This is a genomic window from Citricoccus sp. NPDC055426 (genome assembly GCF_040677445.1).
Lineage (GTDB): Bacteria > Actinomycetota > Actinomycetes > Actinomycetales > Micrococcaceae > Citricoccus.
In genome coordinates this window covers 75,364-100,729 of the sequence record NZ_JBFARZ010000002.1, presented here as the reverse complement: position 1 = coordinate 100,729, position 25,366 = coordinate 75,364, and the positions used below count along the sequence as shown (strand labels likewise).

General features: G+C 71.0%; 20 protein-coding genes. 19 read left to right on the top strand and 1 reads right to left on the bottom strand.

Features of this window, described 5'->3' with window-relative positions:
* Positions 1–35: 35 nt before the first annotated feature.
* The 18 genes from AB0K08_RS04295 to AB0K08_RS04210 all read left to right on the top strand — a co-directional run bounded on the left by AB0K08_RS04295 (position 36) and on the right by AB0K08_RS04210 (position 23,164).
* Positions 36–992 carry a bifunctional riboflavin kinase/FAD synthetase gene (locus AB0K08_RS04295; protein WP_363352556.1) on the top strand — a complete coding sequence of 319 codons (957 nt, stop codon included), beginning with the start codon at positions 36–38 and terminating at the stop codon, positions 990–992.
* A complete protein-coding gene (locus AB0K08_RS04290) occupies positions 989–1,783 on the top strand; it encodes a class I SAM-dependent methyltransferase (RefSeq protein WP_363352043.1) in 795 nt (264 codons plus the stop codon). Before AB0K08_RS04295 ends, AB0K08_RS04290 begins: the two co-directional genes overlap by 4 nt.
* A gap of 76 nt (positions 1,784–1,859) precedes the next feature.
* Positions 1,860–2,129, top strand: a complete 270-nt coding sequence (gene rpsO / locus AB0K08_RS04285) for a 30S ribosomal protein S15 (RefSeq protein WP_363352041.1) — start codon at positions 1,860–1,862, stop codon at positions 2,127–2,129.
* A gap of 249 nt (positions 2,130–2,378) precedes the next feature.
* Positions 2,379–4,649 (top strand): polyribonucleotide nucleotidyltransferase, encoded by a 2,271-nt coding sequence (locus AB0K08_RS04280; protein WP_363352039.1) that lies wholly within the window; start codon positions 2,379–2,381, stop codon positions 4,647–4,649.
* A 166-nt stretch (positions 4,650–4,815) separates the two neighbouring features.
* The gene (locus AB0K08_RS04275; protein ID WP_363352037.1) at positions 4,816–6,147 is read left to right on the top strand and encodes a pitrilysin family protein; all 1,332 of its coding nucleotides are present in this window, start codon (positions 4,816–4,818) and stop codon (positions 6,145–6,147) included.
* Between the two features lie 124 nt (positions 6,148–6,271).
* The gene (locus AB0K08_RS04270) at positions 6,272–7,768 is read left to right on the top strand and encodes a sodium:alanine symporter family protein (protein ID WP_363352035.1); all 1,497 of its coding nucleotides are present in this window, start codon (positions 6,272–6,274) and stop codon (positions 7,766–7,768) included.
* A gap of 150 nt (positions 7,769–7,918) precedes the next feature.
* Positions 7,919–11,641 carry a nitrate reductase subunit alpha gene (locus tag AB0K08_RS04265; RefSeq protein WP_363352033.1) on the top strand — a complete coding sequence of 1,241 codons (3,723 nt, stop codon included), beginning with the start codon at positions 7,919–7,921 and terminating at the stop codon, positions 11,639–11,641.
* Positions 11,641–13,380 (top strand): nitrate reductase subunit beta, encoded by a 1,740-nt coding sequence (narH, locus tag AB0K08_RS04260; RefSeq protein ID WP_363352031.1) that lies wholly within the window; start codon positions 11,641–11,643, stop codon positions 13,378–13,380. The genes AB0K08_RS04265 and narH overlap by 1 nt, the downstream gene beginning before the upstream one ends.
* Positions 13,377–14,120 carry a nitrate reductase molybdenum cofactor assembly chaperone gene (gene narJ / locus AB0K08_RS04255; protein ID WP_363352029.1) on the top strand — a complete coding sequence of 248 codons (744 nt, stop codon included), beginning with the start codon at positions 13,377–13,379 and terminating at the stop codon, positions 14,118–14,120. The genes narH and narJ overlap by 4 nt, the downstream gene beginning before the upstream one ends.
* On the top strand, positions 14,107–14,895 hold the full coding sequence (gene narI / locus AB0K08_RS04250) for a respiratory nitrate reductase subunit gamma (RefSeq protein WP_363352026.1): 789 nt from the start codon (positions 14,107–14,109) through the stop codon (positions 14,893–14,895). The genes narJ and narI overlap by 14 nt, the downstream gene beginning before the upstream one ends.
* Before the next feature lie 11 nt (positions 14,896–14,906).
* Positions 14,907–16,190, top strand: coding sequence for an MFS transporter (locus tag AB0K08_RS04245; protein WP_363352024.1), 1,284 nt, complete (start codon positions 14,907–14,909; stop codon positions 16,188–16,190).
* Positions 16,191–16,220: 30 nt separating this feature from the next.
* Positions 16,221–17,018, top strand: a complete 798-nt coding sequence (gene dapB / locus AB0K08_RS04240) for a 4-hydroxy-tetrahydrodipicolinate reductase (RefSeq protein ID WP_363352022.1) — start codon at positions 16,221–16,223, stop codon at positions 17,016–17,018.
* Between the two features lie 17 nt (positions 17,019–17,035).
* Positions 17,036–17,485 (top strand): hypothetical protein, encoded by a 450-nt coding sequence (locus tag AB0K08_RS04235; RefSeq protein ID WP_363352020.1) that lies wholly within the window; start codon positions 17,036–17,038, stop codon positions 17,483–17,485.
* 92 nt (positions 17,486–17,577) lie between these two features.
* Positions 17,578–18,126, top strand: a complete 549-nt coding sequence (locus AB0K08_RS04230; protein ID WP_363352018.1) for a 2Fe-2S iron-sulfur cluster-binding protein — start codon at positions 17,578–17,580, stop codon at positions 18,124–18,126.
* Positions 18,123–19,139 carry a xanthine dehydrogenase family protein subunit M gene (locus AB0K08_RS04225; protein WP_363352016.1) on the top strand — a complete coding sequence of 339 codons (1,017 nt, stop codon included), beginning with the start codon at positions 18,123–18,125 and terminating at the stop codon, positions 19,137–19,139. The genes AB0K08_RS04230 and AB0K08_RS04225 overlap by 4 nt, the downstream gene beginning before the upstream one ends.
* Positions 19,136–21,232 carry a xanthine dehydrogenase family protein molybdopterin-binding subunit gene (locus AB0K08_RS04220; RefSeq protein WP_363352014.1) on the top strand — a complete coding sequence of 699 codons (2,097 nt, stop codon included), beginning with the start codon at positions 19,136–19,138 and terminating at the stop codon, positions 21,230–21,232. Before AB0K08_RS04225 ends, AB0K08_RS04220 begins: the two co-directional genes overlap by 4 nt.
* Complete coding sequence (locus tag AB0K08_RS04215) at positions 21,229–22,047, top strand: NTP transferase domain-containing protein (protein ID WP_363352012.1); 819 nt, start codon at positions 21,229–21,231, stop codon at positions 22,045–22,047. The genes AB0K08_RS04220 and AB0K08_RS04215 overlap by 4 nt, the downstream gene beginning before the upstream one ends.
* Complete coding sequence (locus AB0K08_RS04210; protein WP_363352010.1) at positions 22,034–23,164, top strand: XdhC/CoxI family protein; 1,131 nt, start codon at positions 22,034–22,036, stop codon at positions 23,162–23,164. Before AB0K08_RS04215 ends, AB0K08_RS04210 begins: the two co-directional genes overlap by 14 nt.
* On the opposite strand, the gene AB0K08_RS04205 is transcribed toward AB0K08_RS04210, so the two are convergent.
* Complete coding sequence (locus AB0K08_RS04205; protein ID WP_363352008.1) at positions 23,161–24,384, bottom strand: heparan-alpha-glucosaminide N-acetyltransferase domain-containing protein; 1,224 nt, start codon at positions 24,382–24,384, stop codon at positions 23,161–23,163. The genes AB0K08_RS04210 and AB0K08_RS04205 overlap by 4 nt on opposite strands.
* 70 nt (positions 24,385–24,454) lie before the next feature.
* On the opposite strand from AB0K08_RS04205, the gene dapA reads away from it, so the two are divergent.
* Complete coding sequence (gene dapA, locus AB0K08_RS04200; RefSeq protein WP_363352006.1) at positions 24,455–25,366, top strand: 4-hydroxy-tetrahydrodipicolinate synthase; 912 nt, start codon at positions 24,455–24,457, stop codon at positions 25,364–25,366.

Sequence of the window (25,366 nt, the reverse complement as noted above, 5' to 3'; positions counted from 1 at the left end):
ATAATCGAGTGGTGAGCCGAAGCGGAGAGACGACGATGCACTATTGGGACGGCCTGGGCGCCGTGCCCCGGGACCCCGCCCCCTCGGTGGTCACCCTCGGCAACTTCGACGGCGTCCACCGCGGCCACCGCCAGGTCCTGGACCAGGTGGTCTCCGCCGCGCGGGCCGCCGGGGCCCTCTCCGTGGCCATCACCTTCGATCCGCATCCCCGCGTGGTGCACCGCCCGAACGACCTCCAGGAGGCCATCACGGGCTACGAGGAGAAGGCCCACCTGATCGAGCGGGCCGGGATCGACGCCATGCTCGTCATCCACTACACCCTTGAGTTCGCGCAGCAGAGCCCCGAGGAGTTCGTCAAGAATGTGATCGTGGACGCCGTCAACGCCCGGACCGTGGTGGTGGGCCGGGACGTGCGGTTCGGCTTCCGCAACTCCGGCGACTTCGACACCATGGTCCAGCTGGGCCGGAAGCACGGCTTCGAGGTGATCGACGTGGCGGACTTCGGTGAGGACCGCCGCTGCTCCTCCACCTGGATCCGCGAGGCCCTGCGCCAGGGCGATGTCCGCGAGGCCGCCCACGTCCTGGGCCGCCGGCACCGCGTGCACGGCGAGGTGGTCCACGGCTTCGCCCGCGGCCGTGAGCTCGGCTTCCCCACCGCCAACCTCTCGGACGAGGTCCAGGGCATGATCCCCGCCGACGGCGTCTACGCCGGGTGGCTGCGGGACGAGGCCGGGCGCCGGTGGCCGGTGGCGATCTCCATCGGTTCCAACCCGACCTTCGACGGCGTCTCCCGCGTGGTCGAGGCCCACGTCATCGACCGGCCCCACGAGCAGGTGGAGGACTTCGACCTCTACGGCCAGTTCGTGACGGTGGAGTTCGTGGAGCGGCTGCGCGGCATGGTGGCCTTCGAGGGCATCCCCACCCTGATCGAGCAGATGACCCAGGACGTGGACCGCACCCGAGAGGTGCTGGCCGCCGTCCCGGGCCCGTGACCGGCCGGGGCCGCCCCGTCCCTGCCCGCCCGTCCGGTGACCCGCGGCTGGACCCGGCCGCCCGCCGCAGCCTGGGAGCCGCCTTCCAGGCCGGGGGAGAGCACTACCACGCGGTACGCCCCACCTATCCGGAGCAGATCGTCGACTTCATGGTCCCCGCCGACGCCCGCACCGCTGTGGACCTGGGCGCCGGCACCGGGCTCTTCACGGCTCTGCTGGTCGCACGCGGCCTCCAGGTGGCCGCCGTCGACCCCTCCGCCTCCATGCTGGCACCGCTGCGGCGCGCGCTGCCGGCCGTCACCGCGGTGCAGGCCACCGCGGAGCGGACCGGCCTGCCCACCGGGGGTTTCGACCTGGCGGTGAGCGCCCAGGCCTGGCACTGGATCGATCCCGAGGCCGGCTCGGCGGAGGCCGCCCGCCTGCTGCGGCCCGGGGGCACCCTGGCCCTGGTGTGGAACCAGTTGGACACCACGGTGCCATGGGTGCACCGGCTGACCCGGATCATGCACGCCGGGGACGTCCACGCCACGGACCCGGACCGGCGGCGCACCCGCGCGCCCTTCGGCGCGGAAGAGCACCGCCAGGTGCGCTGGATGGATGGCACGACGCCGGCCGGGCTGCACGCGCTGATGGCGTCCCGTTCCTATTGGCTCCGGTCACCGGCGGCCATCCGGGCCAGGATGACCACGAACCTGGACTGGTACCTGTTCGATCACCTCGGCCTGCGCCCCGGAGAGGCGGTCGAGCTGCCGTACCTGACCTTCGCGGTCCGGACCTCTCTGTTAGACTGATCCGTTGGTGCCCGCTGTAGTCCGCGGTGGCGGGGCCACCGTTCATGATCGCGGCACAACTCTCCAAGGAGTTCGCGTGGCACTCGACCCCGCCGTCAAGCAGGACATCATCAAGGAATACGCCACCCATGAGGGCGACACCGGTTCCCCGGAAGTGCAGATCGCTGTGCTGACCCGTCGCATCTCGGACCTGACGGAACACCTGAAGTCCCACAAGCACGACCACCACACCCGCCGCGGCCTGATGGCCATGGTCGGTCGCCGTCGTCGCATGCTCGGCTACCTGGCCAAGACCGACATCGGCCGCTACCGCGCGCTGATCGAGCGTCTGGGCCTGCGCAAGTAGCCACTGTGGACGGAGGCGGTGTCCCGGTGGGGTTTTCCCCATCGTGCCGCCGCCTCTAGTCTTACCCTGGGGACGGGCACCCGATGTGCCCGCTCCCGTCACCCACCACCACGCCCCGAGCCCGCATCCATTCGCGGTCCTCGACAGTGGCTTCCGGAATCCTCCCGACCAGTGCGTCCGTCGGAGTCCGGGGGCTTCGATCGAAGACCGGCTGGTTCCGCGCCGGGCGAGAAGAAAGGACACCCACCTATGGAGGGTCCCGAGATCAAGTTCGCCGAAGCCGTCATCGACAACGGCACCTACGGCCAGCGCGTCGTGCGCTTCGAGACCGGCCGGCTGGCCCAGCAGGCCGCCGGTTCGGCCATGGTCTACATCGATGAGGAAACCTCGATGCTGGCCGCCACCACCGTCGGCAGGTCCCCTCGCGAGGGCTTCGACTTCTTCCCCCTGACCGTGGACGTCGAGGAGCGCATGTACGCTGCCGGCCGCATCCCCGGCTCCTTCTTCCGCCGTGAGGGCCGCCCGTCCACGGACGCCGTCCTCACCTGCCGCCTGATCGACCGCCCGCTGCGCCCGGCCTTCACCAAGGGCATCCGCAACGAGGTCCAGGTGGTCATCACCGTCACCTCGATCGCCCCGGACGAGGTCTACGACACGGTGGCCATCAACGCCGCCTCCATGTCCACCCAGCTCTCCGGCCTGCCCTTCTCCGGCCCGATCGGCGGCGTGCGGGTGGCCCTGATCGACGACGGCGCCGGCAACCGCCAGTGGGTGGCCTTCCCGAAGCACTCCCAGCTGAAGAACGCCGTGTTCAACATGGCCGTGGCCGGCCGCGTGTCCGGTGACGACATCGCCGTGATGATGGTGGAGGCCGAGGCCACCCCGGATTCCTGGAACCTCATCAAGGAGCAGGGCGCCACCGCCCCGACCGAGGAGATCGTCGCCGAAGGCCTCGAGGCCGCCAAGCCGTTCATCAAGGCCCTGTGCGAGGCCCAGGCCGACCTGGCCCAGCGCGCCGCCAAGGCACCGGTCGAGGTGCCGATCTTCAAGGACTTCGAGGACGACGTCGCCGAGGCCGTGGAGCAGTTCGCCGGCGCCCGCCTGGCGGAGATCTACTCGATCGCCGACAAGCAGGAGCGTCAGAACGCCGACGACGCCTACCGCACCGAGGTCCTCGAGGCCCTGGCCGGCGAGGGCACCCAGTACGAGGAGCGCCGCGGCGAGGTCTCCAAGGCCTACGGGGCCGCCACCAAGAAGGCCGTGCGCCAGTCGATCCTGACCAGCCAGGTCCGCATCGACGGCCGTGGCCTGACGGACATCCGCAAGCTGACCGCCGAGGTGGAGGTCCTGCCGCGCGTGCACGGCTCGGCCATCTTCGAGCGCGGCGAGACCCAGATCATGGGCGTCACCACGCTGAACATGCTCAAGATGGAGCAGCAGATCGACTCGCTGGCCCCGGAGACGCACAAGCGGTACATGCACCACTACAACTTCCCGCCGTACTCCGTGGGTGAGACCGGCCGCGTGGGCTCCCCGAAGCGCCGCGAGATCGGCCACGGTGCGCTGGCCGAGCGTGCCATCGTGCCGGTGCTGCCCTCCCGCGACGAGTTCCCCTACGCGATCCGCCAGGTCTCGGAGGCGCTGGGCTCCAACGGCTCCACCTCGATGGGTTCCGTCTGCGCCTCGACCCTGTCCATGCTCAACGCCGGCGTGCCGCTGAAGGCCCCCGTGGCCGGCATCGCCATGGGCCTGGTCTCGGACACCGTGGACGGCCAGACCCGCTACGCGGCGCTGACCGACATCCTCGGCGCCGAGGATGCCTTCGGTGACATGGACTTCAAGGTGGCCGGCACCGCCGAGTTCGTCACTGCGATCCAGCTGGACACCAAGCTCGACGGCATCCCGGCCTCCGTGCTGGCCGCCGCGCTGACCCAGGCCCGCGAGGCCCGCCTCCACATCCTGGGTGTCCTGAACGCCGCGATCGACGCCCCGGACGAGATGAGCCAGTACGCGCCGCGCATCATCGCCGTCAAGATCCCCGTGGACAAGATCGGTGCGGTCATCGGCCCCAAGGGCGCCATGATCAACCAGATCCAGGACGACACGGGCGCGGACATCTCCATCGAGGACGACGGCACCGTGCTGATCGGCGCCACCGAGGGCTCCTCGGCCGAGGCGGCCCGCTCGGCGATCAACGCCATCGCCAACCCGCAGGTCCCCGAGGTCGGTGAGCGTTACCTCGGCACCGTGGTGAAGCTGACCACCTTCGGCGCCTTCGTGTCCCTCACCCCGGGCAAGGACGGCCTGCTGCATATCTCCGAGCTGCGCAAGATCAACGACGGCAAGCGCGTCGAGGACGTCGAGGACGTCGTCGGGGTCGGCCAGAAGATCCAGGTCGAGATCACCAAGATCGACGACCGCGGCAAGCTGTCCCTGGCCCCCGTGGTCGCGGACGGCGAGTCTGAGGGGTCTGAGGATGCTGCCGACGGCGGCAATGCCGAGGGCGCCGAGGAGAACTGATCCTTTGATCTCGTGATCTCCGGATCCCGGCGCTGAGCCCTCAGCGCCACCAGGCCGTGGCCCGCACCCCAGGTGCGGGCCACGGCCTGTTCTAACCTCCTGTCTGATCCTCCCGGGGACGCGGTGCTGGTCCGGTGGACCCGGCGGCGCTGGTAGTTTCGGGATCATGACCCCCACCTTCCCCATCCCCGCCGACTTCACCGGAACCATCCAGGACTCGGGCCACGGTTCGGTGGTGAGACGCTCGGTCCTGCCGGGCGGTGTCAGGGTGCTCACGGAGTCGATGCCCGATCAGCGGTCCGTCACCATCGGATTCTGGATCGCCGTGGGCTCACGCGATGAGGCGGAGGGCGGGTTCGGCTCCACCCACTTCCTGGAGCACCTGCTGTTCAAGGGCACCCCGCGGCGTTCGGCGATGGACATCGCCACGGCCTTCGACCGGGTGGGCGGCGAGTCCAACGCCTCCACGGCCAAGGAATCCACGTGCTACCACGCGCGGGTGCTGGACACCGACCTGCCCATGGCCATCGACGTCATCACGGACATGGTGACCTCAGCGCTGATCGACGCCGGGGAGCTGGAGACCGAGCGCGGGGTCATCCTCGAGGAACTGGCCATGGACGCGGACGACCCGATCGACGTGGCCCATGAGGCCCTCGCCGCCCAGCTGCTCGTCGGCCACCCGCTGGGCCGGCCCATCGGCGGTACCCCGGAGACCATCAACGCCGTCACCAGGGACCGGGTCATGGACCACTACCGCCACTGGTACCGGCCGGACGAGCTCGTGGTGACGGCGGCCGGGGGCCTGGACCACGACGAGGTCTGCCGCCTGGTCCTCGAGGCATTGGGACGCTCGGGATGGGACCTGCCCGAGGGAGCCGCCCCCGCACCCCGGCGCAGCCACGTCTATGCCGGGGCGGGGATCTCCGAGGGCGTGCACCGGATAGTGCGGCCGGTCGAACAGTCCTCCGTCCTGGTGGGCGGGCGCTCGATGCACACCGTGGATCCGGACCGATTCGCCCTGGCCCTGATGAACTCGGCCCTGGGCGGGGGGATGAGCTCGCGGCTGTTCCAGGAGATCCGGGAGAGGCGGGGGCTGGCCTACAACACCTACTCGTTCCATGCCGGGTACTCGGACGCCGGGTACTTCGGCCTGTACGCGGGCTGTTCCCCGTGGAAGGCCGCCACCGTGGCGGAGCTGATGGTCGCCGAACTCGAGCGGCTGGCCGAGCACGGCCTGACGGAGGAGGAACTGGACCGGGCGCGCGGCCAGCTCTCCGGCGGCACCGTGCTGGGGCTGGAGGACACGGGGTCCCGGATGTCGCGGCTGGGCCGCGCTGAGATGGTCACGGGGGAGTTCGTGGACCTGGACGGTGCGCTCGGGCGCCTGCACTCCGTGACGGCCGACGACGTGCGTCAGGTGGCCCGGCGGATGGCGGATTCACCGCGGGCCACGGTGGTCGTCGGGCCGGGGGAACGAGACGACACGGCGTGTTGAACCCCTCGTTGCTTGACTCGAGGTGATGTGTGCAACAGTCTGGACGGCGTCGGTCCGCCCGGGCCGACCTGTGGCCTGAGGGGGTCGGGCACCGCACCGTGAAGAGAAGGACCGGGTCACCGTCATGGATCAACTGCAAGTCGTGCTGGACACCATCGGCTCTTTCGTCTGGGGGCCGTTCTTCCTCATCCCGCTGCTGCTCGGCACCGGCCTGTACCTGACGGTCCGGCTGGGATTCCTGCAGTTCCACAAGCTGTTCCCTGCCCTCCGGCTCGGTCTGTTCCGCCGCAAGGACGACACCGACGAGGGGGACATCTCCCAGTTCCAGGCCCTCACCACGGCGCTGGCCGCCACGGTCGGGACGGGCAACATCGTGGGCGTGGCCACCGCGATCGGCATCGGCGGCCCCGGTGCCCTGTTCTGGATGTGGGTCACGGGCCTGCTGGGCATGGCCTCCAAGTACACCGAGGCCTATCTTGGGGTCCGGTTCCGCACCACGGACGAGGCCGGCGACAAGTCCGGTGGCCCGCAGTACTACCTCCAGAAGGCCATCAAGGGCCCCTTCGGCAAGATCCTGGCCCTGTCCTTCGCGATCTTCGCCTTCCTCGCCTCCTTCGGCATCGGCAACATGACCCAGGGCAACGCCATCGCGGCCAATGTGGAGGGTTCGTTCGGCGTGGCCCCCTGGCTCACCGGCGTGGTCCTCACCATATTGACCATGCTGGTGTTGCTGGGCGGCATCAAGTCGATCGGCCGAGTCACCGCCGGTCTGGTCCCGGTGATGATCGTCCTGTACGTCGCGGCAGCCATCTTCGTCCTGGCCGTGAACATCGTGGACATCCCGGCGGCTTTGGCGCTGATCTTCACGGATGCCTTCACCGGCACCGCCGCCGTGGGCGGTTTCACCGGTTCCATCCTGATCATCGCCATCCAGTTCGGCGTGGCCCGCGGCATGTTCTCGAATGAGTCCGGCCTGGGCTCCGCCGCCATCGCAGCGGCCGCCGCGCAGACCTCGCACCCGGTGCGTCAGGGCCTTGTCTCCATGACGCAGACCTTCATCGACACCATCATCGTGGTGTCGTTCACGGGCCTGGTCATCATCACCACCGGCGCCTGGGAGCTCGGGGGAGATGAAGCCGGCACCATGACCGGTGAGGCATTCGCCGCCGGCATGCCCGGCGACTGGGGCCACCTGATCGTGACAGTGGGCCTGATCCTCTTCGCCTTCTCCACCATCCTGGGGTGGTCGTACTACGGCGAGCGCAACGTGGAGCGCCTGTTCGGCCAGCGGCTGGTGATGCCGTACCGGGTGGTCTTCTCGATCGTGGTGTTCATCGGGTGCACCGTGCCGCTGTCCATCGTCTGGAGCTTCTCGGACGTCATGAACGGCCTGATGGCCCTGCCGAACCTCATCGGTCTGCTGGTCCTGTCCGGTCTGGTCGCGCGCGAGACGAAGCACTATCTCAAGCACGATCCGAAGCTCGTGGCCACCACGGCGGAGATCGAGGCGTTCATGGTGGAGCGGCCGGGCTGGGCGGACTGGAAGTCCGGGAACGTGGTGGGCTCGTCCCGCACGCACACCGGCCGCGCACCCGTGCAGGACGCCCAGAAGATGGATTAGCACATAGTCTTGGCCCGGAATCCGTTCAGGATCGGGTGGCAAGCCCTTCATCATTTCCGATACTGAGCGCAAGGTAAAGGTCTCGGCCCCGGCGGTAGATTCTTCAAAAAAGGACTGCCGCCGGGGCCTTTTCCTGCCTACAGTGGAACCATGACGACCCCGGTCAAGCCCGGATTGGACGGTCCGGCATCCCAGGCATTGCTCAACATCGGCAGGTTCTTCACCCGATGGGACGAGACCGAGGACGGCCGAGCGGTCTTCCGGGAGGGAGGCCGGGACGGTGACGCGTTCTACCGCAACCGGTGGAGCCATGACAAGGTGGTCCGCTCCACGCACGGGGTGAACTGCACGGGCTCCTGCTCCTGGAAGGTGTACGTCAAGGACGGCATCATCACCTGGGAGGCGCAGGAGACCGACTACCCCTCCGTCGGCCCGGACAGCCCCGAGTACGAGCCGCGCGGCTGCCCCCGCGGGGCCGCCTTCTCCTGGTACACGTACTCGCCCACCCGGGTGCGCTACCCCTATGTCCGCGGCACCCTGTTGGAGTTGTTCCGGAAGGCCAAACGGGACCACGGCGGGGACGCGGTGCTCGCCTGGAAGTCCATCGTCGACGATCCCGTCCAGCGCCGCGCCTACCAGCAGGCCCGCGGCAAGGGTGGCCTCGTGCGGGCCTCGTGGCAGGAGTCCATCGAGTTGTCCGCCGCCGCGCACGTGCACACCATCAAGACCTACGGCCCGGACCGCTGCTCGGGTTTCTCCCCCATCCCGGCCATGTCCATGGTCTCGCACGCGGCCGGGTCCCGGTTCATGAACCTCATCGGCGGGGTGATGAACAGCTTCTACGACTGGTACGCGGACCTTCCCGTCGCCAGCCCGCAGGTCTTCGGCGACCAGACGGATGTGCCCGAATCCGGGGACTGGTGGGACGCCACCTACCTGATGATGTGGGGCTCCAACGTCCCCGTCACCCGCACCCCGGACGCCCACTGGATGGCCGAGGTCCGCTACCGCGGCACCAAGGTGGTCTCCGTCAGCCCCGACTACGCGGACAACACCAAGTTCGCCGACGAATGGCTGCCCGCCCAGGCCGGCACGGACGCCGCCCTGGCCATGTCCCTGGGCCACGTCGTGCTCAAGGAGAACTTCGTGGACCGGCGGGTGCCGTTCTTCGAGGACTACGTCACCCAGTTCACGGACCTGCCCTTCCTGGTCACCCTCGACGAGCGCGAGGACGGCACGGTGGTGCCCGGCAAGTTCCTCACGGCCGCGGACCTCGGCGGGGCCGAGGCCGAGGCGGCGGACCCGCAGTTCAAGACGGTCCTGCTGGACCGGGACGCCGGCACCCCGGTGGTGCCGCAGGGCTCGGTCGGGTTCCGGTACAACGATCAGGACGAGGGCCGGTGGAACCTGGACCTGCAGGGCGTGCGGCCCTCGGTGTCCGTGGCGGACACCACCGGGTACGACGGCGGCGCCTCCCCGGTCGCCCTGCCCGCCTTCACCGATGCGGACGGCTCCGGGTCGGTGATCCACCGGGGCGTGCCGGTCACCGTGGTCGCGGGGCGGACGGTCACCACCGTCTTCGACCTGATGCTCGCCCAGTACGGTGTCGGCCGCGAGGGCCTGCCGGGGGACTGGGCCACCGGCTACGAGGACCCGACGACCCCCTACACGCCGGCCTGGCAGGAGGACATCACCTCCGTGCCCGCCGAGGCCGCCATCCGCACCGCGCGGGAGTTCGCGAAGAACGCGGAGGAGTCCGGCGGACGGTCCATGATCATCCTCGGCGCCGGCATCTGCCAGTGGTACCACGGGGACGCCACCTACCGGGCGATCCTGGCCCTGCTGATGCTGTGCGGCTGTCAGGGCCGCAACGGCGGCGGCTGGGCACACTACGTCGGCCAGGAGAAGGCGCGGCCCATCACCGGCTGGGCCACCATGGCCGGCGCGACGGACTGGGTCCGCCCGCCGCGGTACATGATCGGCACCGCCTACTGGTACCTGCACACGGACCAGTTCCGCTCGGACGGCTACTCCTCGGACTCGCTGCAGTCCCCCCTCGCGGAGGGGCACCTGGCCGGCAAGCACACCGCGGACGTGATCGCCCAGTCCACGCGCATGGGGTGGATGCCGTTCTTCCCCCAGTTCACCCAGAACCCGCTGGACGTGGCGGATCAGGCCGCGGCCGCCGTCGAGCACGGCGAAGCCGCCACGGAGGCCGAGTGGATCGCCGCACGACTCAAGGACGAGACCCTGCAGATGGCGGTGGAGGACCCGGACGCCGAGGCGAACTGGCCGCGCACCCTGGTGCTGTGGCGGTCCAACCTGCTGGGGTCCTCGGCCAAGGGCGAGGAGTACTTCCTCAAGCACCTGCTCGGCACGCACCACAACGTGATGGGAACGGACCACGGCGAGTCCCGGCCGCGGGAGGTGGCCTGGCACGAGCAGGCGCCGGAGGGCAAGCTGGACCTGCTGGTCTCGGCGGACTTCCGGATGACGAGTTCCACCCTGCTTTCCGACGTCGTGTTCCCCGCGGCCACCTGGTACGAGAAGCACGATCTCTCCTCCACGGACATGCATCCCTTCGTCCATGCCTTCACACCGGCCATCACGCCTCCGTGGGAGGCCAAGACGGACTTCGAGCTGTTCCGCCTGCTGGCCGAGGAGGTCGCCCGCCAGTCCAAGACCCACCTGGGCGTCCGCCGGGACGTGGTGGCCACGGCCCTGCAGCACGACACCCCCGGGGAGATCGCCCAGCCGGGCGGCCACGCCCCCGACTGGAAGGGCACCGACCTGCCGGCGGTGCCGGGGAAGAACCTGCCGAACCTCAAGGTCGTCGAGCGGGACTTCACGGCAATCGGGGAGCAGTTCGCCGCCATCGGGCCCTTGGCGGACACCCTGGGGTTGACCACCAAGAACGTCACCTTCGACGTCACCGAGGAGGTCGACCGGCTGGGCCGGATGCACGGGGTCTTCGACTCCGGTGCCGCCGCCGGGCGGCCCGCCATCGACACGGACGCGAAGATGGCGGAGGCGATCCTGATGTTCTCCGGTGCCACCAACGGCGAGCTCGCCGTGCAGGGCTTCGAGACCCTGGAGAAGCGCACGGGCGTGCAGCTGGCCGACCTGGCCGCCGGCTCCCAGGAGAAGCGCATCTCCTTCGCCGACACCCAGGCCGCCCCGGTGCCGGTGATCACGTCTCCGGAGTGGTCGGGATCGGAGACCGGAGGACGCCGCTACGCCCCGTTCACGGTCAACATCGAGCGGCTCAAGCCCTTCCACACGCTCACCGGCCGCATGCACTTCCTGCTGGACCACGACTGGATGAAGGACATGGGGGAGATGCTGCCGACGTACCGGCCGCCCCTGGACATGCACCGGCTCTTCGGCGAACCGAAACTCGGTGAGCGCGGGGAGCTGTCCATCTCGCTGCGCTACCTCACCCCGCACAACAAGTGGTCCATCCACTCCGAATACCAGGACAACCTGTTCATGCTCTCGCTCTCCCGCGGCGGCACCAACGTCTGGATGAGCCCCCAGGACGCGGCGCTGATCGAGGTGACGGACAACGAATGGGTCGAATGCGTCAACAACAACGGCGTGTTCGTGGGACGGGCCATCGTCAGCCACCGCATGCCCGAGGGCGTGGTCTACGTGCACCACGCGCAGGAGCGGACCATCGACGTGCCGAAGTCCGAGGCCACGGGCCGGCGCGGCGGCATCCACAACTCGGTGACCCGCATCCTGGTCAAACCCACGCACATGATCGGCGGCTACGCCCACCTGTCCTGGGCGTTCAACTATCTCGGCCCCACCGGCAACCAGCGCGACATCATCTCGATGGTCCGCAAGCGCTCCCAGGAGGTTCAGTACTGATGAGGATCATGGCCCAGACCGCCATGGTGATGGCTCTCGACAAGTGCATCGGCTGCCACACCTGTTCCGTCACCTGCAAGCAGGCCTGGACCAACCGGGCCGGCACCGAGTACGTGTGGTTCAACAACGTGGAGACCCGCCCCGGGCAGGGCTATCCCCGCCGCTACGAGGACCAGGAGACCTGGAAGGGCGGCTGGGAGCTGAACAAGCGGGGCAACCTCAAGCTCAAGTCCGGCGGTCGGCTGTCCAAGATGTTCGGCCTGTTCGCCAGCCCGGTCCAGCCCAAGCTCGCGGACTACTACGAGCCCTGGACCTACGACTACCAAAACCTCATCAACGCCCCGGCCGGGGACGACTTCCCGGTGGCCAGGCCCAAGTCCCTCATCACCGGCCAGGACACCAAGATCACCTGGTCCGCCAACTGGGATGACAACCTGGGCGGCACCGCGCAGATGGGCCACCTGGATCCGATCGTGGAGAAGGTGCGCCGGGAGTCCGAGGAGAAGATCAAGTTCGAGTTCGAGCAGACCTTCATGTTCTACCTGCCACGGATCTGCGAGCACTGCCTGAACCCCTCCTGCATGGCCGCGTGCCCCTCCGGTGCCATCTACAAGCGCGAGGAGGACGGGATCGTGCTGGTGGACCAGGACCGCTGCCGCGGCTGGCGCCAGTGCGTCACCGGCTGCCCGTACAAGAAGATCTACTACAACCACAAGTCCGGCAAGGCCGAGAAATGCACCTTCTGCTACCCGCGCGTGGAGGTGGGCATCCCCACCGTGTGCGCGGAGACCTGCGTGGGCCGGCTGCGGTACATCGGCATCTTCCTGTACGACGCCGACCGAGTCACCGAGGCCGCGTCCGTCCCCGACGAGCAGGACCTCTACGAGGCCCAGCTCGACCTGATGATGGACCCCCACGACCCGGAAGTGATCGAGGCGGCCCGGGCGGAGGGCATCCCCGAGGACTGGCTCGAGGCGGCCCGGCGCTCGCCCGTGTACAAGCTGGCCAAGGAGATGCGGGTGGCCCTGCCCCTGCACCCCGAGTACCGGACCATGCCCATGGTCTGGTACGTCCCTCCGCTGTCCCCGGTGGTGGACCTGCTCAAGGACCAGGGCCACGACGGCGAGGACGCGGACAACCTGTTCGGCGCCATCGAGTCGCTGCGCATCCCCGTCGAGTACCTCGCCGAGCTGTTCACCGCCGGGGACACGCAGCTGATCACCGGCGTGCTGCGCAGGCTCGCGGCCATGCGCTCCTACATGCGGGACATCACCCTGGGCCGGGAGGCCGACGAGTCGATCGCCGAGGCCGTCGGCATGACCGGGTCACAGGTCTACGAGATGTACCGGCTGATGGCGATCGCCAAGTACGAGGACCGCTACGTCATCCCCACCGCCCACGTGGAGGATGCCCACAACCTGGAGGAACTGGGGTGCTCCCTGGACGTGGACGGCGGCCCGGGCATGGGCCAGCTGGGCGGGCTCGGGGAGGCCTCGGGCCGGCCGGTGCCGGTGGCACAGGAGAACTTCATGGCCCTGCAGGCACGCCAGACCGCGGAGGACGCCACCGGCAACACCCAACTGGCGGGGCGCGTCAACCTGCTCAACTGGGATGGCAACGGCAGCCCCGAAGGGCTGTTCCCCGGACGGAAGGCCCGTACGGCGCGGGACATCGGCCAGCTGGAGGAACCGGACAGCCCGGCCGACGGCACCACCACGCGCAGCGGTGAGACGGCATGAGGCTGCTCGAGAGGCTCCTCGGCAAGGCCGGACCCGGCTCCCTGGATCCGGGGGAGTACCGTGACCCGGACCCGTTCCGCAGCGCCGTGGTGCGCCAGGCCGGGGCCGTGCTGCTGTCCTACCCCGACGAGCCGATGCTGGGCCGGCTGGGGCAGGTCCGCGAGGCGATCGCGGAGGTCGGGGCGGACGTCGCCCTGGTGGACCCGCTCTACGAGTGGCTCACCGCCCGGCCCCTGCACGAGGTCCAGGCAGACTACGTCCAGGAGTTCGACCTCTCCCGGCGGCACAGCCTGCACCTGACCTACTGGACGGACGGGGACACCCGCCGCCGGGGTGAGGCGCTAGCCGCCTTCAAGGAGGTCTACCGGGCGGCCGGCTGCGCGCTGGACGACGCGGAACTGCCCGACTACCTGCCGCTCGTCCTGGAATTCGCGGCCCGCGTGGACGCAGAGGCCGGCTACGACATGCTGCAGCGCTACCGGCCGTCCCTCGAACTGCTGCGACTGGCCCTGGACGAGGACGAGCTGCCCCACTACGGTCTCATCGCCCTGGTCTGTTCCACGCTGCCGGGGCCCTCCCCGAAGGACAAGTCCGCCGTGCAGGCCATGGCCGGCTACGGGCCGCCCACCGAGACCGTCGGGTTGGACCCCTCCGACCCGCGCCTGCTGCCCTTCACGCCGACCGGCGCCTCTGGCCAGGGGACCACGATGAACGGAGAACCGGACCATGGACGGCGTTGAGATCGGCATCTGGGACATCCTGCTGTGGGGCGTGCTGCCCTATGTGGTGCTGGCCGTGGTGATCGGCGGGACCATCTGGCGCTACCGCTATGACCAGTTCGGCTGGACCACCCGGTCCAGCCAGCTCTACGAGTCCCGGCTGCTGCGGATCGCCTCGCCCCTGTTCCACTTCGGCATCCTGGCGGTGCTGGTGGGCCACATCGTCGGGCTGATCATCCCCAAGTCCTGGACGGACACGTTCGGCGTCACCGAGGACATGTACCACGTGGGGGCCCTCGGGATCGGCGGGATCGCCGGGATCGCCACGCTGCTGGGCATCGCCCTGCTGATCTGGCGGCGGCGGACCACCGGCCCGGTCTTCATGGCCACCACCACCAATGACAAGTTCATGTACATCCTGCTGCTCGGCGCCATCCTGGCCGGACTGGTCACCACCGCCATCTCCGTGTTCGACCACTCGGTCACGAACTACCGCGAGACCGTCTCCCCGTGGTTCCGCTCCATCTGGATCCTGCAGCCGGATGTGGCCGCCATGGCCGCGGCCGGGCTGTCCTTCAAGGTCCACGTGCTGTGGGGGCTGGCCCTGTTCATGGTCTGGCCCTTCACCCGCCTGGTGCACGCCTTCACCGCCCCGCTGCACTACTTCTTCCGCCCCTACATCGTCTACCGCTCGCGGGACGCGCGCCGGGGCGGTCACGGCTCCACCCCGGCACGCCGCGGCTGGGACCCCATCGGCACCCCGGACCGCGAGCACACCGGCGGACGCCGGCGCTAGGAGGAACCGTCATGGCCGCACCGTCCCCCTCCGCCGTGCCGACCCCGTCCGCCGCCGGGTCTGGGCCCGTCCCGGGCCAGACCCTCAACCTGCTGCTGGCCACGCTCGCCTCCACGGTCGGGTTCTGGGCCTGGACGATGATCGGCCCGTTGGCCTCGCGCTACTCCGAGGACATGTCGCTGGGCTCCACCCAGAACGCCGTGCTGGTGGCCATGCCGATCCTCGTCGGCTCGATCGCGCGCGTGCCGGTCGGCGTGATGACCGACCGCTACGGCGGCCGGATCATGTTCGCCGCGCTGCTCGGGGTGACGGCCCCGCTGGTGCTGGTCACCGGCCTGGTCGGGATGATGGACGCCTACATCCCGCTGCTGGTCGTGGCGTTCTTCCTCGGGATCGCGGGGGCGGTCTTCGCGATCGGCATCCCCTTCGTCTCCGCGTGGTACCCCCCGCACCGCAAGGGCTTCGCCACCGGGATCTTCGGCGCCGGCATGGTCGGCACGGCGATCTCGGCCTTCGCCACCCCCCAGCTGGCGGCCGGGATCGGCTACCTCGCGACCCACATCCTGGTCGCCGTCGTGGTGGCGGTGGTCGCCGTGCTCTGCGCGGTGTTCCTGCGGGAGGCGCCGTCCCGGGCCGGGATCACGCCCACGCCGGCCCTGCCCAAGCTCCGGCGGGCCTTCTCCCAGCTGGTCACGTGGCAGCTGTGCTTCCTCTACGGCGTGGTGTTCGGCGCCTTCGTGGCGTTCTCCAACTACCTGCCGACGTACCTGGGCAACATCTACGACTACGCCGCCACCGAGGCCGGCTGGCGGACGGCCGGATTCGCGGCGGCAGCCGTCGTCGCCCGCCCGGTCGGCGGCATCCTGGCCGACCGGATCGGCCCCCGCACAGTCACCCTGACCTCCTTCGCCGGCGCCGCCGTCCTCGCCGTCGTCGTCGCCCTGCAGCCGGGGCAGGAACGCGTCTTCGGCCCGGTCTTCCTGATCATGGCGCTGTTCCTGGGGCTGGGCACCGGCGGGGTGTTCGCCTGGGTCGGGCGGGCGGCCGACCCGCGGGACGTGGGCACGATCGGGGGCATCATCGCCGCCGCGGGCGGCCTGGGCGGATACTTCCCGCCGCTGGTCATGGGGGCCACCTACAACGCGGAGCACAACAGCTACTTCGTGGGACTGATGCTGCTGGCCGCCTTCGCCGTGGTGGCGCTGCTGCTGACCTTCACCGTGCGCAACGGCGGACGGGTGGATGAACGGGACGCGGGGCAGGGTCCGGCCACGACGGCGCGGACCAGCACCTGAAGGCCCGGGCCAGCACCTAAACTGGAGGGCATGACTTCGCCTGAGCCCGGCACGGGCACCAGCCCCGGCACCAGCACCGATCCGATCCGCGTGGCCGTCCTCGGCGCCGGCGGCAAGATGGGCCGCCACGCCGTCCGGGCCGTGACGGATGCCCCGGACCTGGATCTGGTCGCCGAGCTCGGCTCCGCCGACCCCCTGCAGCAGGTACTCGACGCCGGCGCGAGCCACCTGTTGGACCTCACGGTCCCGCAGGCCTCGCCTGAGAACGTCGCCTTCGCCGTGGAGCACGGGCTGCACGCCGTGGTGGGGACCTCCGGCTGGTCGGACGAGCGGCGGACGAGCCTGCAGGAGCAGCTGGCGGGGCACCCGGGGGTGGGGGTGCTGATCGCCCCCAACTTCTCGCTCGGCTCGGTGCTGGCCAGCGCGTTCGCCGCGGCGGCCGCGCGGCACTTCCCCTCGGTGGAGATCATCGAGATGCACCACCCGGACAAGGTGGACGCCCCGTCCGGCACCGCCGTGCGCACCGCGGGACTGATCGCGGACGCCCGGTCCGAGGCCGGCGTCGGGCCCTCCCCGGACGCAACCACCCACGATCCGGACGGTGCCCGCGGCGCCCTGGTGGACGGCGTCCGGGTGCACGCGGTGCGGCTGCGCGGGCTGGAGGCCCATCAGGAGGTCCTGCTGGGCGGCCCGGGGGAGCAGCTCGTGTTCAGGCACGACGCCTTCGACCGGGGCGCCTACATGCCCGGCGTGCTGCTGGGGCTGCGGACCGTGGCCTCCCGTCCCGGGCTGGCCTACGGACTCGACGCCTACCTGGACCTCGGCTGAGGCGGGGGATGGCACCGATGAGAAGCAAGATCGGGGTGGCCGCGATCGTGGCCCTCATGCTGCTGTTCGCCGTGCTGGCGGTCGGCTCCGCCATCGCCTTCCTGCAGGCGCCCCAGACCATCGCGAAGGTCCTCGGCGTGGCCGTGCTGGGCGTGGTGGTCGTTGGCCTGTGGACCCTGTGGCGCGAGCTGCGCTTCGGGATGGCCATGCAGAGGATGGGACGCACCCTGGCGGTCGAGGGCGGCCTGCCGGCGGATGACCTGCCCCGCTCACCGGCCGGACGGATCGACCGTGCCGCCGCGGACGCCCAGTTCGCCCTCTTCCGCGACGAGGCGGAGGCGGCGCCGGGGGACTGGCGCTCCTGGTACCGGCTCTCGCTCGGCTATGACGCCTCCGGAGACCGTTCCCGGGCCCGCAAGGCCATGCGGGACGCGGTGCGGCTGTACGCGGCGGCCCCCACCCCATGACCGGCCGTCCCGGGAGCCTGTTGTGGCGTGCCGACGTGCGCGAGTACGGTGTGTGCAGCGTCACCACGTGACAGGCGGCCCTGGGAGGGACCATGGAGCACACCATCACCCTGCGGATCGACGGGGCCGAGCACGAGCTGTCCGTCGACACCCGCACCACCCTGCTGGATGCCCTGCGGGAACGCATCGGCAACACCTCGCCCAAGAAGGGCTGCGACCACGGCCAGTGCGGCTCGTGCACCGTGTTGCTGGACGGGCGCCGTCACCTGACCTGTCTGGCCCTCGCCGTGGCGTACGACGGCACCGAGGTCGTCACCGCCGCGGGTCTCGCCGGTGACGGTCAGGGCGGGTCGGACGGCACGGAGGGCGCACTGCATCCCGTCCAGCAGGCCTTCATCACCCACGACGGCTTCCAGTGCGGCTACTGCACCCCGGGCCAGGTCTGCTCGGTGGTCGGCATGCTGGAGGAGGCCGGCCGGGGCCATCCGAGTCACGTCACCGCGGACCTGGAGGCGGAGACCGAGCTCGACGACGCCGAGATCCGCGAGCGGTTGAGCGGAAACCTGTGCCGCTGTGGTGCCTATGCCGGCATCCTCGACGCCGTCCGCGAGGTCGCGGGACGCGGGACGGCGGGCCGATGAGACCGCTGACCTACGAGGTGCCGGCCACCGCCGCCCAGGCCGTGGCCGCCGTGGCCGGGGACCCGCAGGCCCGCTACCTGGGTGGGGGCACGAACCTGGTCGACCACCTCAAGCTCGGGGTGAGCACCCCCGGTCGGCTGGTGGACATCAGCAGGCTCCCGCTCGACACGGTCGAACGAACCGAGGACGGGCTGCGGATCGGCACGAACGTCCGCAACAGCGACCTGGCCGCCCACCCGCTCGTGCGCAGCGGGTGGCCCGGCGTCAGCCGCGCCCTGCTGGCTGGGGCCAGCGGTCAGATCCGCAACCAGGCGACCACCGGCGGCAACCTGCTCCAGCGCACCCGCTGCGTCTACTTCCAGGACACCACCACCGCCTGCAACAAGCGGGAGCCGGGCAGCGGCTGCTCGGCGCTGGCGGGCTACGGCCGGTACAACGCGGTGCTCGGGGCCAGCGAGGCCTGTGTGGCCACCCACCCCTCAGACCTGGCCGTCGCGCTCACCGCGCTGGACGCCGTCGTGGTGGTCCTCGGTCCCGACGGCGAGCGGCGGATCCCGGTCACCGGCCTGCACACCCTGCCCGGTGACCACCCCGAGGTGGAGACCACGCTCGACCACGGGGAACTGATCACCGCCGTCGAGCTGCTGGCCACCGACCTCGCCCGGCACTCGACGTACGTCAAGACCCGGGACCGGGCCTCCTTCGCCTTCGCCCTCGTCTCGGTCGCCGCCGCACTGAGGCTCGACGACGACGGCACGGTCGCGGACATCGCGCTCGCCTGGGGCGGGGTCGCCCACAAACCCTGGCGAGCCCGCCGCGCCGAGGAGGCCCTGCGCGGGGAACGGATCGATGAGGACGCCATCGACCGTGTGGTCTCCCGGGCAGTCGACGCGGAGCTGCGGGACGCGGACTTCGGCCCGGACACCGGGTACAAGCGTCCGCTGCTGCGGGGCGCCACCACGGCGGCCCTGGCCCGGCTCGCCGGCGGGACCGATCGGCGGGGACCACGGTGACCGCGCGTCCGGTCCGCGCCGTGTCGATGGGCACCGGGATCCACCGCGTCGACGGCCGGGAGAAGGTCACCGGCCGCGCGGCCTATGCCGTCGAGAACGACGCCGAGGCCAGCACCGGAGCCGGGCGGCCGCTGCACGGCTGGCTGGTGACCTCGACGACGGCGAAGGGCAGGGTGCTGCGCATCGACTCGAGCGAGGCGATGGCCCAGCCCGGCGTGGTGGTCGTGCTCGACCACACGAATGCGCCACGGCTCGCCAGCACCGAGGACCGCGAGCTGTCCGTGCTGCAGGACGACCGGATCGGCTTCCGGGGCCAGATCGTGGCCCTGGTGCTGGCGGAGACCCCCGAGTCCGCCCGCGAGGCCGCCCGGCTGGTCCGGATCCACGAACAGCCCGAGCCCTTCTCAGCCACCCTCGCCGGCGCCGAGACCTACCGCCCAGATCCCGCCAGCGTGGGCTCCGCAACGGACACCGACGTCGGCGACGTCGAGGCGGCGCTGACCGCCGCGCCGGTGCGCATCGAACAGACCTACACCACCCCGCACGAGCACAACAACGCGATGGAGCCGCACGCCGCCACGGCGCTGTGGCGCGACGGGACGCTGACGATGTGGGACTCCACCCAGGGCGTCCACCGCGTGGCCTCCACCCTGGCGCCGATGCTCGGACTGGCCAAGGACCGACTGCGGGTCCTGGCGCCCTACGTGGGCGGCGGATTCGGCAGCAAGGGGCTGCCGCACGGTCCCGAGATGGCGGTGGCCCTGGCCGCCCGGTGGGCCGAGGGCCGTCCGGTGAAGCTGGCCGTGACCCGCCAGCAGATGTTCCCGCTCACCGGCTACCGGACCCAGACCGTCTCCGAGATCCGCCTCGGGGCCGAACCCGACGGGCGGATCACCGCGCTGGACCATGCGGTCACGGTCCAGACCGCCGCCATCAAGGAGTTCGTGGAACACGCCGCCGTCCCGGCCCGGATGATGTACGCCGCCGACCACCGGCGCACGAGCCACCGGGTGGCCTCGCTCGACGTCCCGGTCCCCTCGTGGATGCGGGCCCCGGGGGAGATGCCCGGCATGTACGCCCTGGAGGTGGCCCTGGACGAGCTGGCCGTGGCCACGGGGGTCGATCCCGTGCAGCTGCGCGTGCGGAACGAGCCCGCGGTGGACCCGGACTCCGGCAACCCGTTCAGCAACCGGCGCCTGGTGGACTGCCTGCACCGGGGCGCCGAGCGCTTCGGGTGGGCAGCCCGCCCCGCCGCGCCGCGGTCCACCCTCGACGGTGACTGGTGGGTGGGCACCGGCGTCGCCTCCGCCACCTATCCGGCCAACTTCTTCCCGGGCAACGCGGCCCGCATCCTCGCCCTCGGCGAGGACCGCTACCGGGTCTCCATCGGTGCCGTGGACATCGGCACGGGGGCCCGGACGGTGCTGACGCAGATCGCCGCCGATGCCCTGGGCGTGGCGGTGCCCGGGATCGAGTTGGAGATCGGCGACACGGACCTGCCGTTCGCCACCGTGGCCGGCGGATCCTCCGGCACGGGCTCCTGGGGCACCGCCATCACCCAGGCCGCGCAGCAGTTCCGGACCGACCACGGCGAGGACCCCGACCCCGGGGTCCACACCACCTCGACCGCCGAGTCCTACCCCGACACCGAGAACCTGGCGATGCACTCTTACGGCGCCGTCTTCGCCGAGGCGCGCGTGCACCGCTTCACCGGCGAGGTCCGGGTGCCCCGGATGCTGGGCGTCTACTCGGTCGGCCGGGTGATCAACCCGACCACGGCGCGCTCGCAGTTCCGCGGCGGGCTCGTCATGGGCCTCTCGGCCGCCCTGTTCGAGGAATCGGTGCGGGACGCCCGCTTCGGGCACGTCGTCACCCAGGACCTCGCCAGCTACCACGTGGCCTCGCATGCGGACATCGGCGAGATGCAGGTGGAATGGCTCAACGACGTCGATGAGCACGCGACCCCCATGGGGTCCCGGGGCATCGGCGAGATCGGGATCGTCGGCACCTCCGCCGCGATCGTCAACGCCACCCATCACGCCACCGGGGTCCGGGTCCGCGACCTGCCCGCGACCGCCGACGCGTTCCTGTGAGCCCCTGCCCGGGCCGGCCGATGGTGGGGGTGCTGCTGGCCGCCGGGGCCGGCCGCCGCCTGGGCCGTGGACCCAAGGCCCTGCTGAGCCTCGAGAACCCGCTGAGCCTGGAGAACCAGCAGGGCGGGCGACCCCTGGTGGCCACCTCGGCCACGGCCCTGTTGCGGGGAGGCTGCGACGAGGTGGTCGTGGTCGTGGGGGCCTCCGGCCAGCGGGTGCGAGAGGCGCTGGACCGCGCCCTGGCGGGGACACCGGAGCAGGGACGCTGCCGGGTGGTGGTGAACCCCCACTGGGAGACCGGCATGGGGTCCTCCTTCCGGGCCGGCATCGCCGCCGCCGATCGGATCCTGTCCGCACCGGAATCACCGGAATCACCGGAATCACCGGCAGCACTGACAGCACCGGCAGCACTGACAGCACCGGGAGCACCGGACGGTGTGGTCATGCTGGCCCTGGTGGACCAACCGGACATCGGCGCCGCCGTCGTCGCGCACCTCCTGCGTGCCGCCGCCGGGCCGGGCACCGCCGCCGGTCAGACCGCCGGGCGGCGGGTGACGGCGGCCGGTTTCCCGGATGGGCAGGGCCGCCTCGTCCGCGGCCACCCCCTGGTCTTCCCGCTGCACCTGGCCCGGGAGGCCGCCGCCGTGGCGGCGGGGGACGCCGCCGGCCGCGTCTGGCTGCGGGCCCACCCGGAGGCGGTGGAGGTGCTGGACGTGAGCCACCTGGCCACGGGCCGGGACCTGGACACGCCGGCCGACCTGCACCGGTGGACGCGCCTGGAGACCGCGGAGGGGAGCCGGGGTGTCCGAACCTGACGATCTCTGGACCGCCATGGAACCGGTGCTGGAGCAGGGACGGGGCTTCGTGCTGGCCACCGTCGTGGCGACCTCGTCCAGCGCGCCGCGGCCCGTGGGCACGCAGATGGCCGTCCTGGACGACGGCACGGCCGTGGGCAGCCTCTCCGGCGGGTGCGTGGAGGCCGACGTCCACGCCCGGGCCGAGGAGGTGAGGACCACAGGCCGGCCCGTGCTGCAGGACTACGGCTACAGCGACGCGGCGGCACTCGCCATCGGGCTGACCTGTGGAGGATCGATCCGGGTCTTCCTCGAACGGGTCGAGCCGGCCGGCCTGGGCCCTGTCCGCCGCCTCGCCGCCGCCGTCCGGTCCGGCGAACCGGTCGCCTCCGTCACGGCCCTGTCTGGGCCCACGCCCGGGTGGCGCGGCACGGTGACCGGTGGCGACTCGGACTCCGACTCGGACTCCGCCTCGGACTCCGCGTCGGACTCCACCTCAGAGGCCGCCGCGGCCTCAGAGCCGCTGCTCGCCGCCGCCGGAACCCTGCTGCGGGAATCCCGTTCCGGCGTCGTGACCGTTCCCGGCACCGGGGGAGCACCGTCCGGCGACTACTTCGTCCGCAGCCACCCCGGGCCGGCGCGGATGATCGTCTTCGGGTCCAACGCCTTCGCCGCCGCCCTCACCCGGTTGGCCACCATGGTCGGCTACCGCGTCACCGTCTGCGACGCCCGGCCGGCGTTCGCCACCCGGGCGCGGTTCCCCGAGGCCGAGAAGATCGTGGTGCGGTGGCCGCACGAATACCTCGGTGAACTGGACCTCGACCACCGCACGGTCCTCTGCGCACTGACCCATGACCCGAAGTTCGACGACCCGTTGCTGGCACGGGCCCTGCGCTCGCCGGCCGCCTTCGTGGGGGCCATGGGATCGCGGCGGACCAGCGGGGAGAGGCGTGACCGCCTGCGGGAACGGGGCCTCTCGGAGCAGGAGCTGGCGCGGCTGCGTGCGCCCTTCGGCCTGGACCTCGGGGCCGGCACCCCGGAGGAGACCGCGGTGTCCATGATGGCGGAGGTCATCTCCGCCCGGCGCTCCGGGTCGAACCTGCCGCTGCACCAGCTCCGCGGCCCCATCCACCCTTAGGGGCGCGGTCCGGCCAGCGTGCCGGACACCCTGGACAGGGCCCCCTCCAGCGGGCCGCGCCAGCCGAAGCCGCGGAAGAGGGTGCCGACCAGCAGACACCCCACCCAGTAGGCGATGAGCAGGCCGGCGCGCGGCCAGGCCGCCGTGGCCGACTCGAACACGTCCAGGGCCACGAGGTGGCCCACGTACAGCGTCAGCGGCAGGGCCCCGGCGCCGATCAGCGGCATCAGCGGCCAGACCAGCACCCCGCGCGCCACCTGGGTGGCCAGCAGGCAGACCCCCAGCACCATGGCCGAGGTGCCGCAGGTCAGCACCAGGTCCAGGGGCGCCCCGGAGTGCGGCGTCGCCAGGGTGAACCAGACCGGGGAGTGCTGGACCTGTTCGGTGGACAGGCTGGCCCCGGTGAGCAGCTCGGCGGCCAGGGCCCGGCTGTCCGCCCCCGTCCCGGTCGCCAACGCCTCGGCGACCCCCGGCAGGGACTGCAGGCCGCGGGAGAACAGGAACGCCGCCGCAGCCACCGCGGCGCCGCCGACGGCCAGGATCCCCGCCACCGGGAGCCGGTCCAGCCGCAGCCGTCCCAGGAACAACCCGAACAGCACGTAGCCCAGCCACTGCAGCACCGGGTAGTACCCCGTGAACAGCAGGTCCCAGGTCAGCAGCCCGGGCCGGGCGAACAGGTCCATCAGCGTGGGGTTGGACCACAGCCGCCAGCCGTCCACATAGGCGGAGCCGCCGAGCGCCGACTGCATCGCCGCGGACAGCAGGCTGGCGGCCACGGGGGCAAGCAGGATCCAACCGGCCGCCCAGCCGGCCAGAGCCCTGGCCCCGAGGCGCAGGAAGGGCAGAGCCGCCAGGAACAACAGGGCGTAGTGGGCCAGGATGACGGCCACGTTCATGTCCAGGAAGCCGCAGGCCAGCCCGATCACGAAGATCATCAGCGCCCGCACGGCCACCCGACGCCGGTCCCACGCCAGGCGCGGGCCCCGGTGGGGAGCCGCGCGGGATCCCGCGCCGCCGGTCAGCAGCGCCAGCCCCACGCCGGCCAGGGTGGCGAACAGGGCCGAGGACTTGCCGGCGAACACGAGCCCGACGACGGTCGGCTCGGTCCCGTGCGCCGTGACCAGACCTGCCACATGGGTGGCGATCATGCCGAGCAGGGCCAGCCCCCGGGCCGCGTCCACGCCGGGGATGCGGCGTCTCACCGCCTGGGTCTGTGCCATGGGCCACTCCTTGCTCGCCGGCGTGCGCCGGATCCGTACCGCAGGCCATTCTCGCAGGTAGTCTGACCCCATGATCGAGACCCCTGCCGCGCGCCCCGAGACCACCTTCGGCACCGTCGTCCCCGCCATGGTGACGCCGTTCACGCAGGACGGCAGCCTGGACCTGGAGGCCGCCCAGTCCCTCGCGAGCCACCTCGTGGACGAGGGGGCGGACGGGCTGGTCATCACGGGCACCACCGGCGAGACCTCGACCCTGCTGGACGAGGAGAACATCGCCATGTTCGAGGCCGTCGTGGAAGCGGTGGGCGGCCGGGCCAAGGTCATCGCCGGAACCGGCATGAACGACACCGGTCACTCGATGCACCTGTCCCAGCTGGCCGCCAAGACCGGCGTGGACGGGCTGCTGCTGGTCACCCCGTACTACAACAAGCCCAACCAGGCCGGCATCCGGGCCCACTTCGAGACCATCGCCTCCGCCACGGACCTGCCCGTGATGCTCTACGACATCCCGGGCCGGTCCGTCATGCCGATCAACCCGGACACCCTCATCGCCCTGGCGGAGCACCCGAACATCGTGGGGCTCAAGGACGCCAAGGGGGACTTCCAGTCCACCACCCTCGTGGCCGCCCAGACGGACCTGGAGATCTACTCCGGCGAGGACTCCCTGACCATGCCGCTGATGACCCTGGGGGCCGTGGGCGTGGTCTCCGTGACCGCCCACGTGGCCACCGGGCTGTACCGGCAGCTGGTGGACGCCATGAACGCCGGTGACCTGGCCGCGGCGCGCGAGGCGCACTTCCGGCTGGACCCGTACCAGCGCGCCGTGATGACGCACATCCAGGGGGCCGTCTCCTCCAAGCTGATCCTGCACTGGCAGGGCCTGCTGCCGTCCCCGGCGGTGCGGCTGCCGCTCGTGCAGGCCACCGATCAGGAGAAGACCATCATCCGCGCGGACCTCGCGGAAGCCGGACTCACCGTCTAG

What these genes read in the sequence shown, in the direction of transcription:
- AB0K08_RS04295 (WP_363352556.1), top strand. Translation starts at nt 36, where the DNA reads ATGCACTATTGGGACGGCCTGGGCGCCGTGCCCCGGGACCCCGCCCCC.
- AB0K08_RS04280 (WP_363352039.1), top strand. Translation starts at nt 2,379, where the DNA reads ATGGAGGGTCCCGAGATCAAGTTCGCCGAAGCCGTCATCGACAACGGC.
- AB0K08_RS04275 (WP_363352037.1), top strand. Translation starts at nt 4,816, where the DNA reads ATGACCCCCACCTTCCCCATCCCCGCCGACTTCACCGGAACCATCCAG.
- AB0K08_RS04270 (WP_363352035.1), top strand. Translation starts at nt 6,272, where the DNA reads ATGGATCAACTGCAAGTCGTGCTGGACACCATCGGCTCTTTCGTCTGG.
- AB0K08_RS04265 (WP_363352033.1), top strand. Translation starts at nt 7,919, where the DNA reads ATGACGACCCCGGTCAAGCCCGGATTGGACGGTCCGGCATCCCAGGCA.
- narH (WP_363352031.1), top strand. Translation starts at nt 11,641, where the DNA reads ATGAGGATCATGGCCCAGACCGCCATGGTGATGGCTCTCGACAAGTGC.
- narJ (WP_363352029.1), top strand. Translation starts at nt 13,377, where the DNA reads ATGAGGCTGCTCGAGAGGCTCCTCGGCAAGGCCGGACCCGGCTCCCTG.
- narI (WP_363352026.1), top strand. Translation starts at nt 14,107, where the DNA reads ATGGACGGCGTTGAGATCGGCATCTGGGACATCCTGCTGTGGGGCGTG.
- AB0K08_RS04245 (WP_363352024.1), top strand. Translation starts at nt 14,907, where the DNA reads ATGGCCGCACCGTCCCCCTCCGCCGTGCCGACCCCGTCCGCCGCCGGG.
- dapB (WP_363352022.1), top strand. Translation starts at nt 16,221, where the DNA reads ATGACTTCGCCTGAGCCCGGCACGGGCACCAGCCCCGGCACCAGCACC.
- AB0K08_RS04235 (WP_363352020.1), top strand. Translation starts at nt 17,036, where the DNA reads ATGAGAAGCAAGATCGGGGTGGCCGCGATCGTGGCCCTCATGCTGCTG.
- AB0K08_RS04230 (WP_363352018.1), top strand. Translation starts at nt 17,578, where the DNA reads ATGGAGCACACCATCACCCTGCGGATCGACGGGGCCGAGCACGAGCTG.
- AB0K08_RS04225 (WP_363352016.1), top strand. Translation starts at nt 18,123, where the DNA reads ATGAGACCGCTGACCTACGAGGTGCCGGCCACCGCCGCCCAGGCCGTG.
- AB0K08_RS04205 (WP_363352008.1), bottom strand. Translation starts at nt 24,384, where the DNA reads ATGGCACAGACCCAGGCGGTGAGACGCCGCATCCCCGGCGTGGACGCG.
- dapA (WP_363352006.1), top strand. Translation starts at nt 24,455, where the DNA reads ATGATCGAGACCCCTGCCGCGCGCCCCGAGACCACCTTCGGCACCGTC.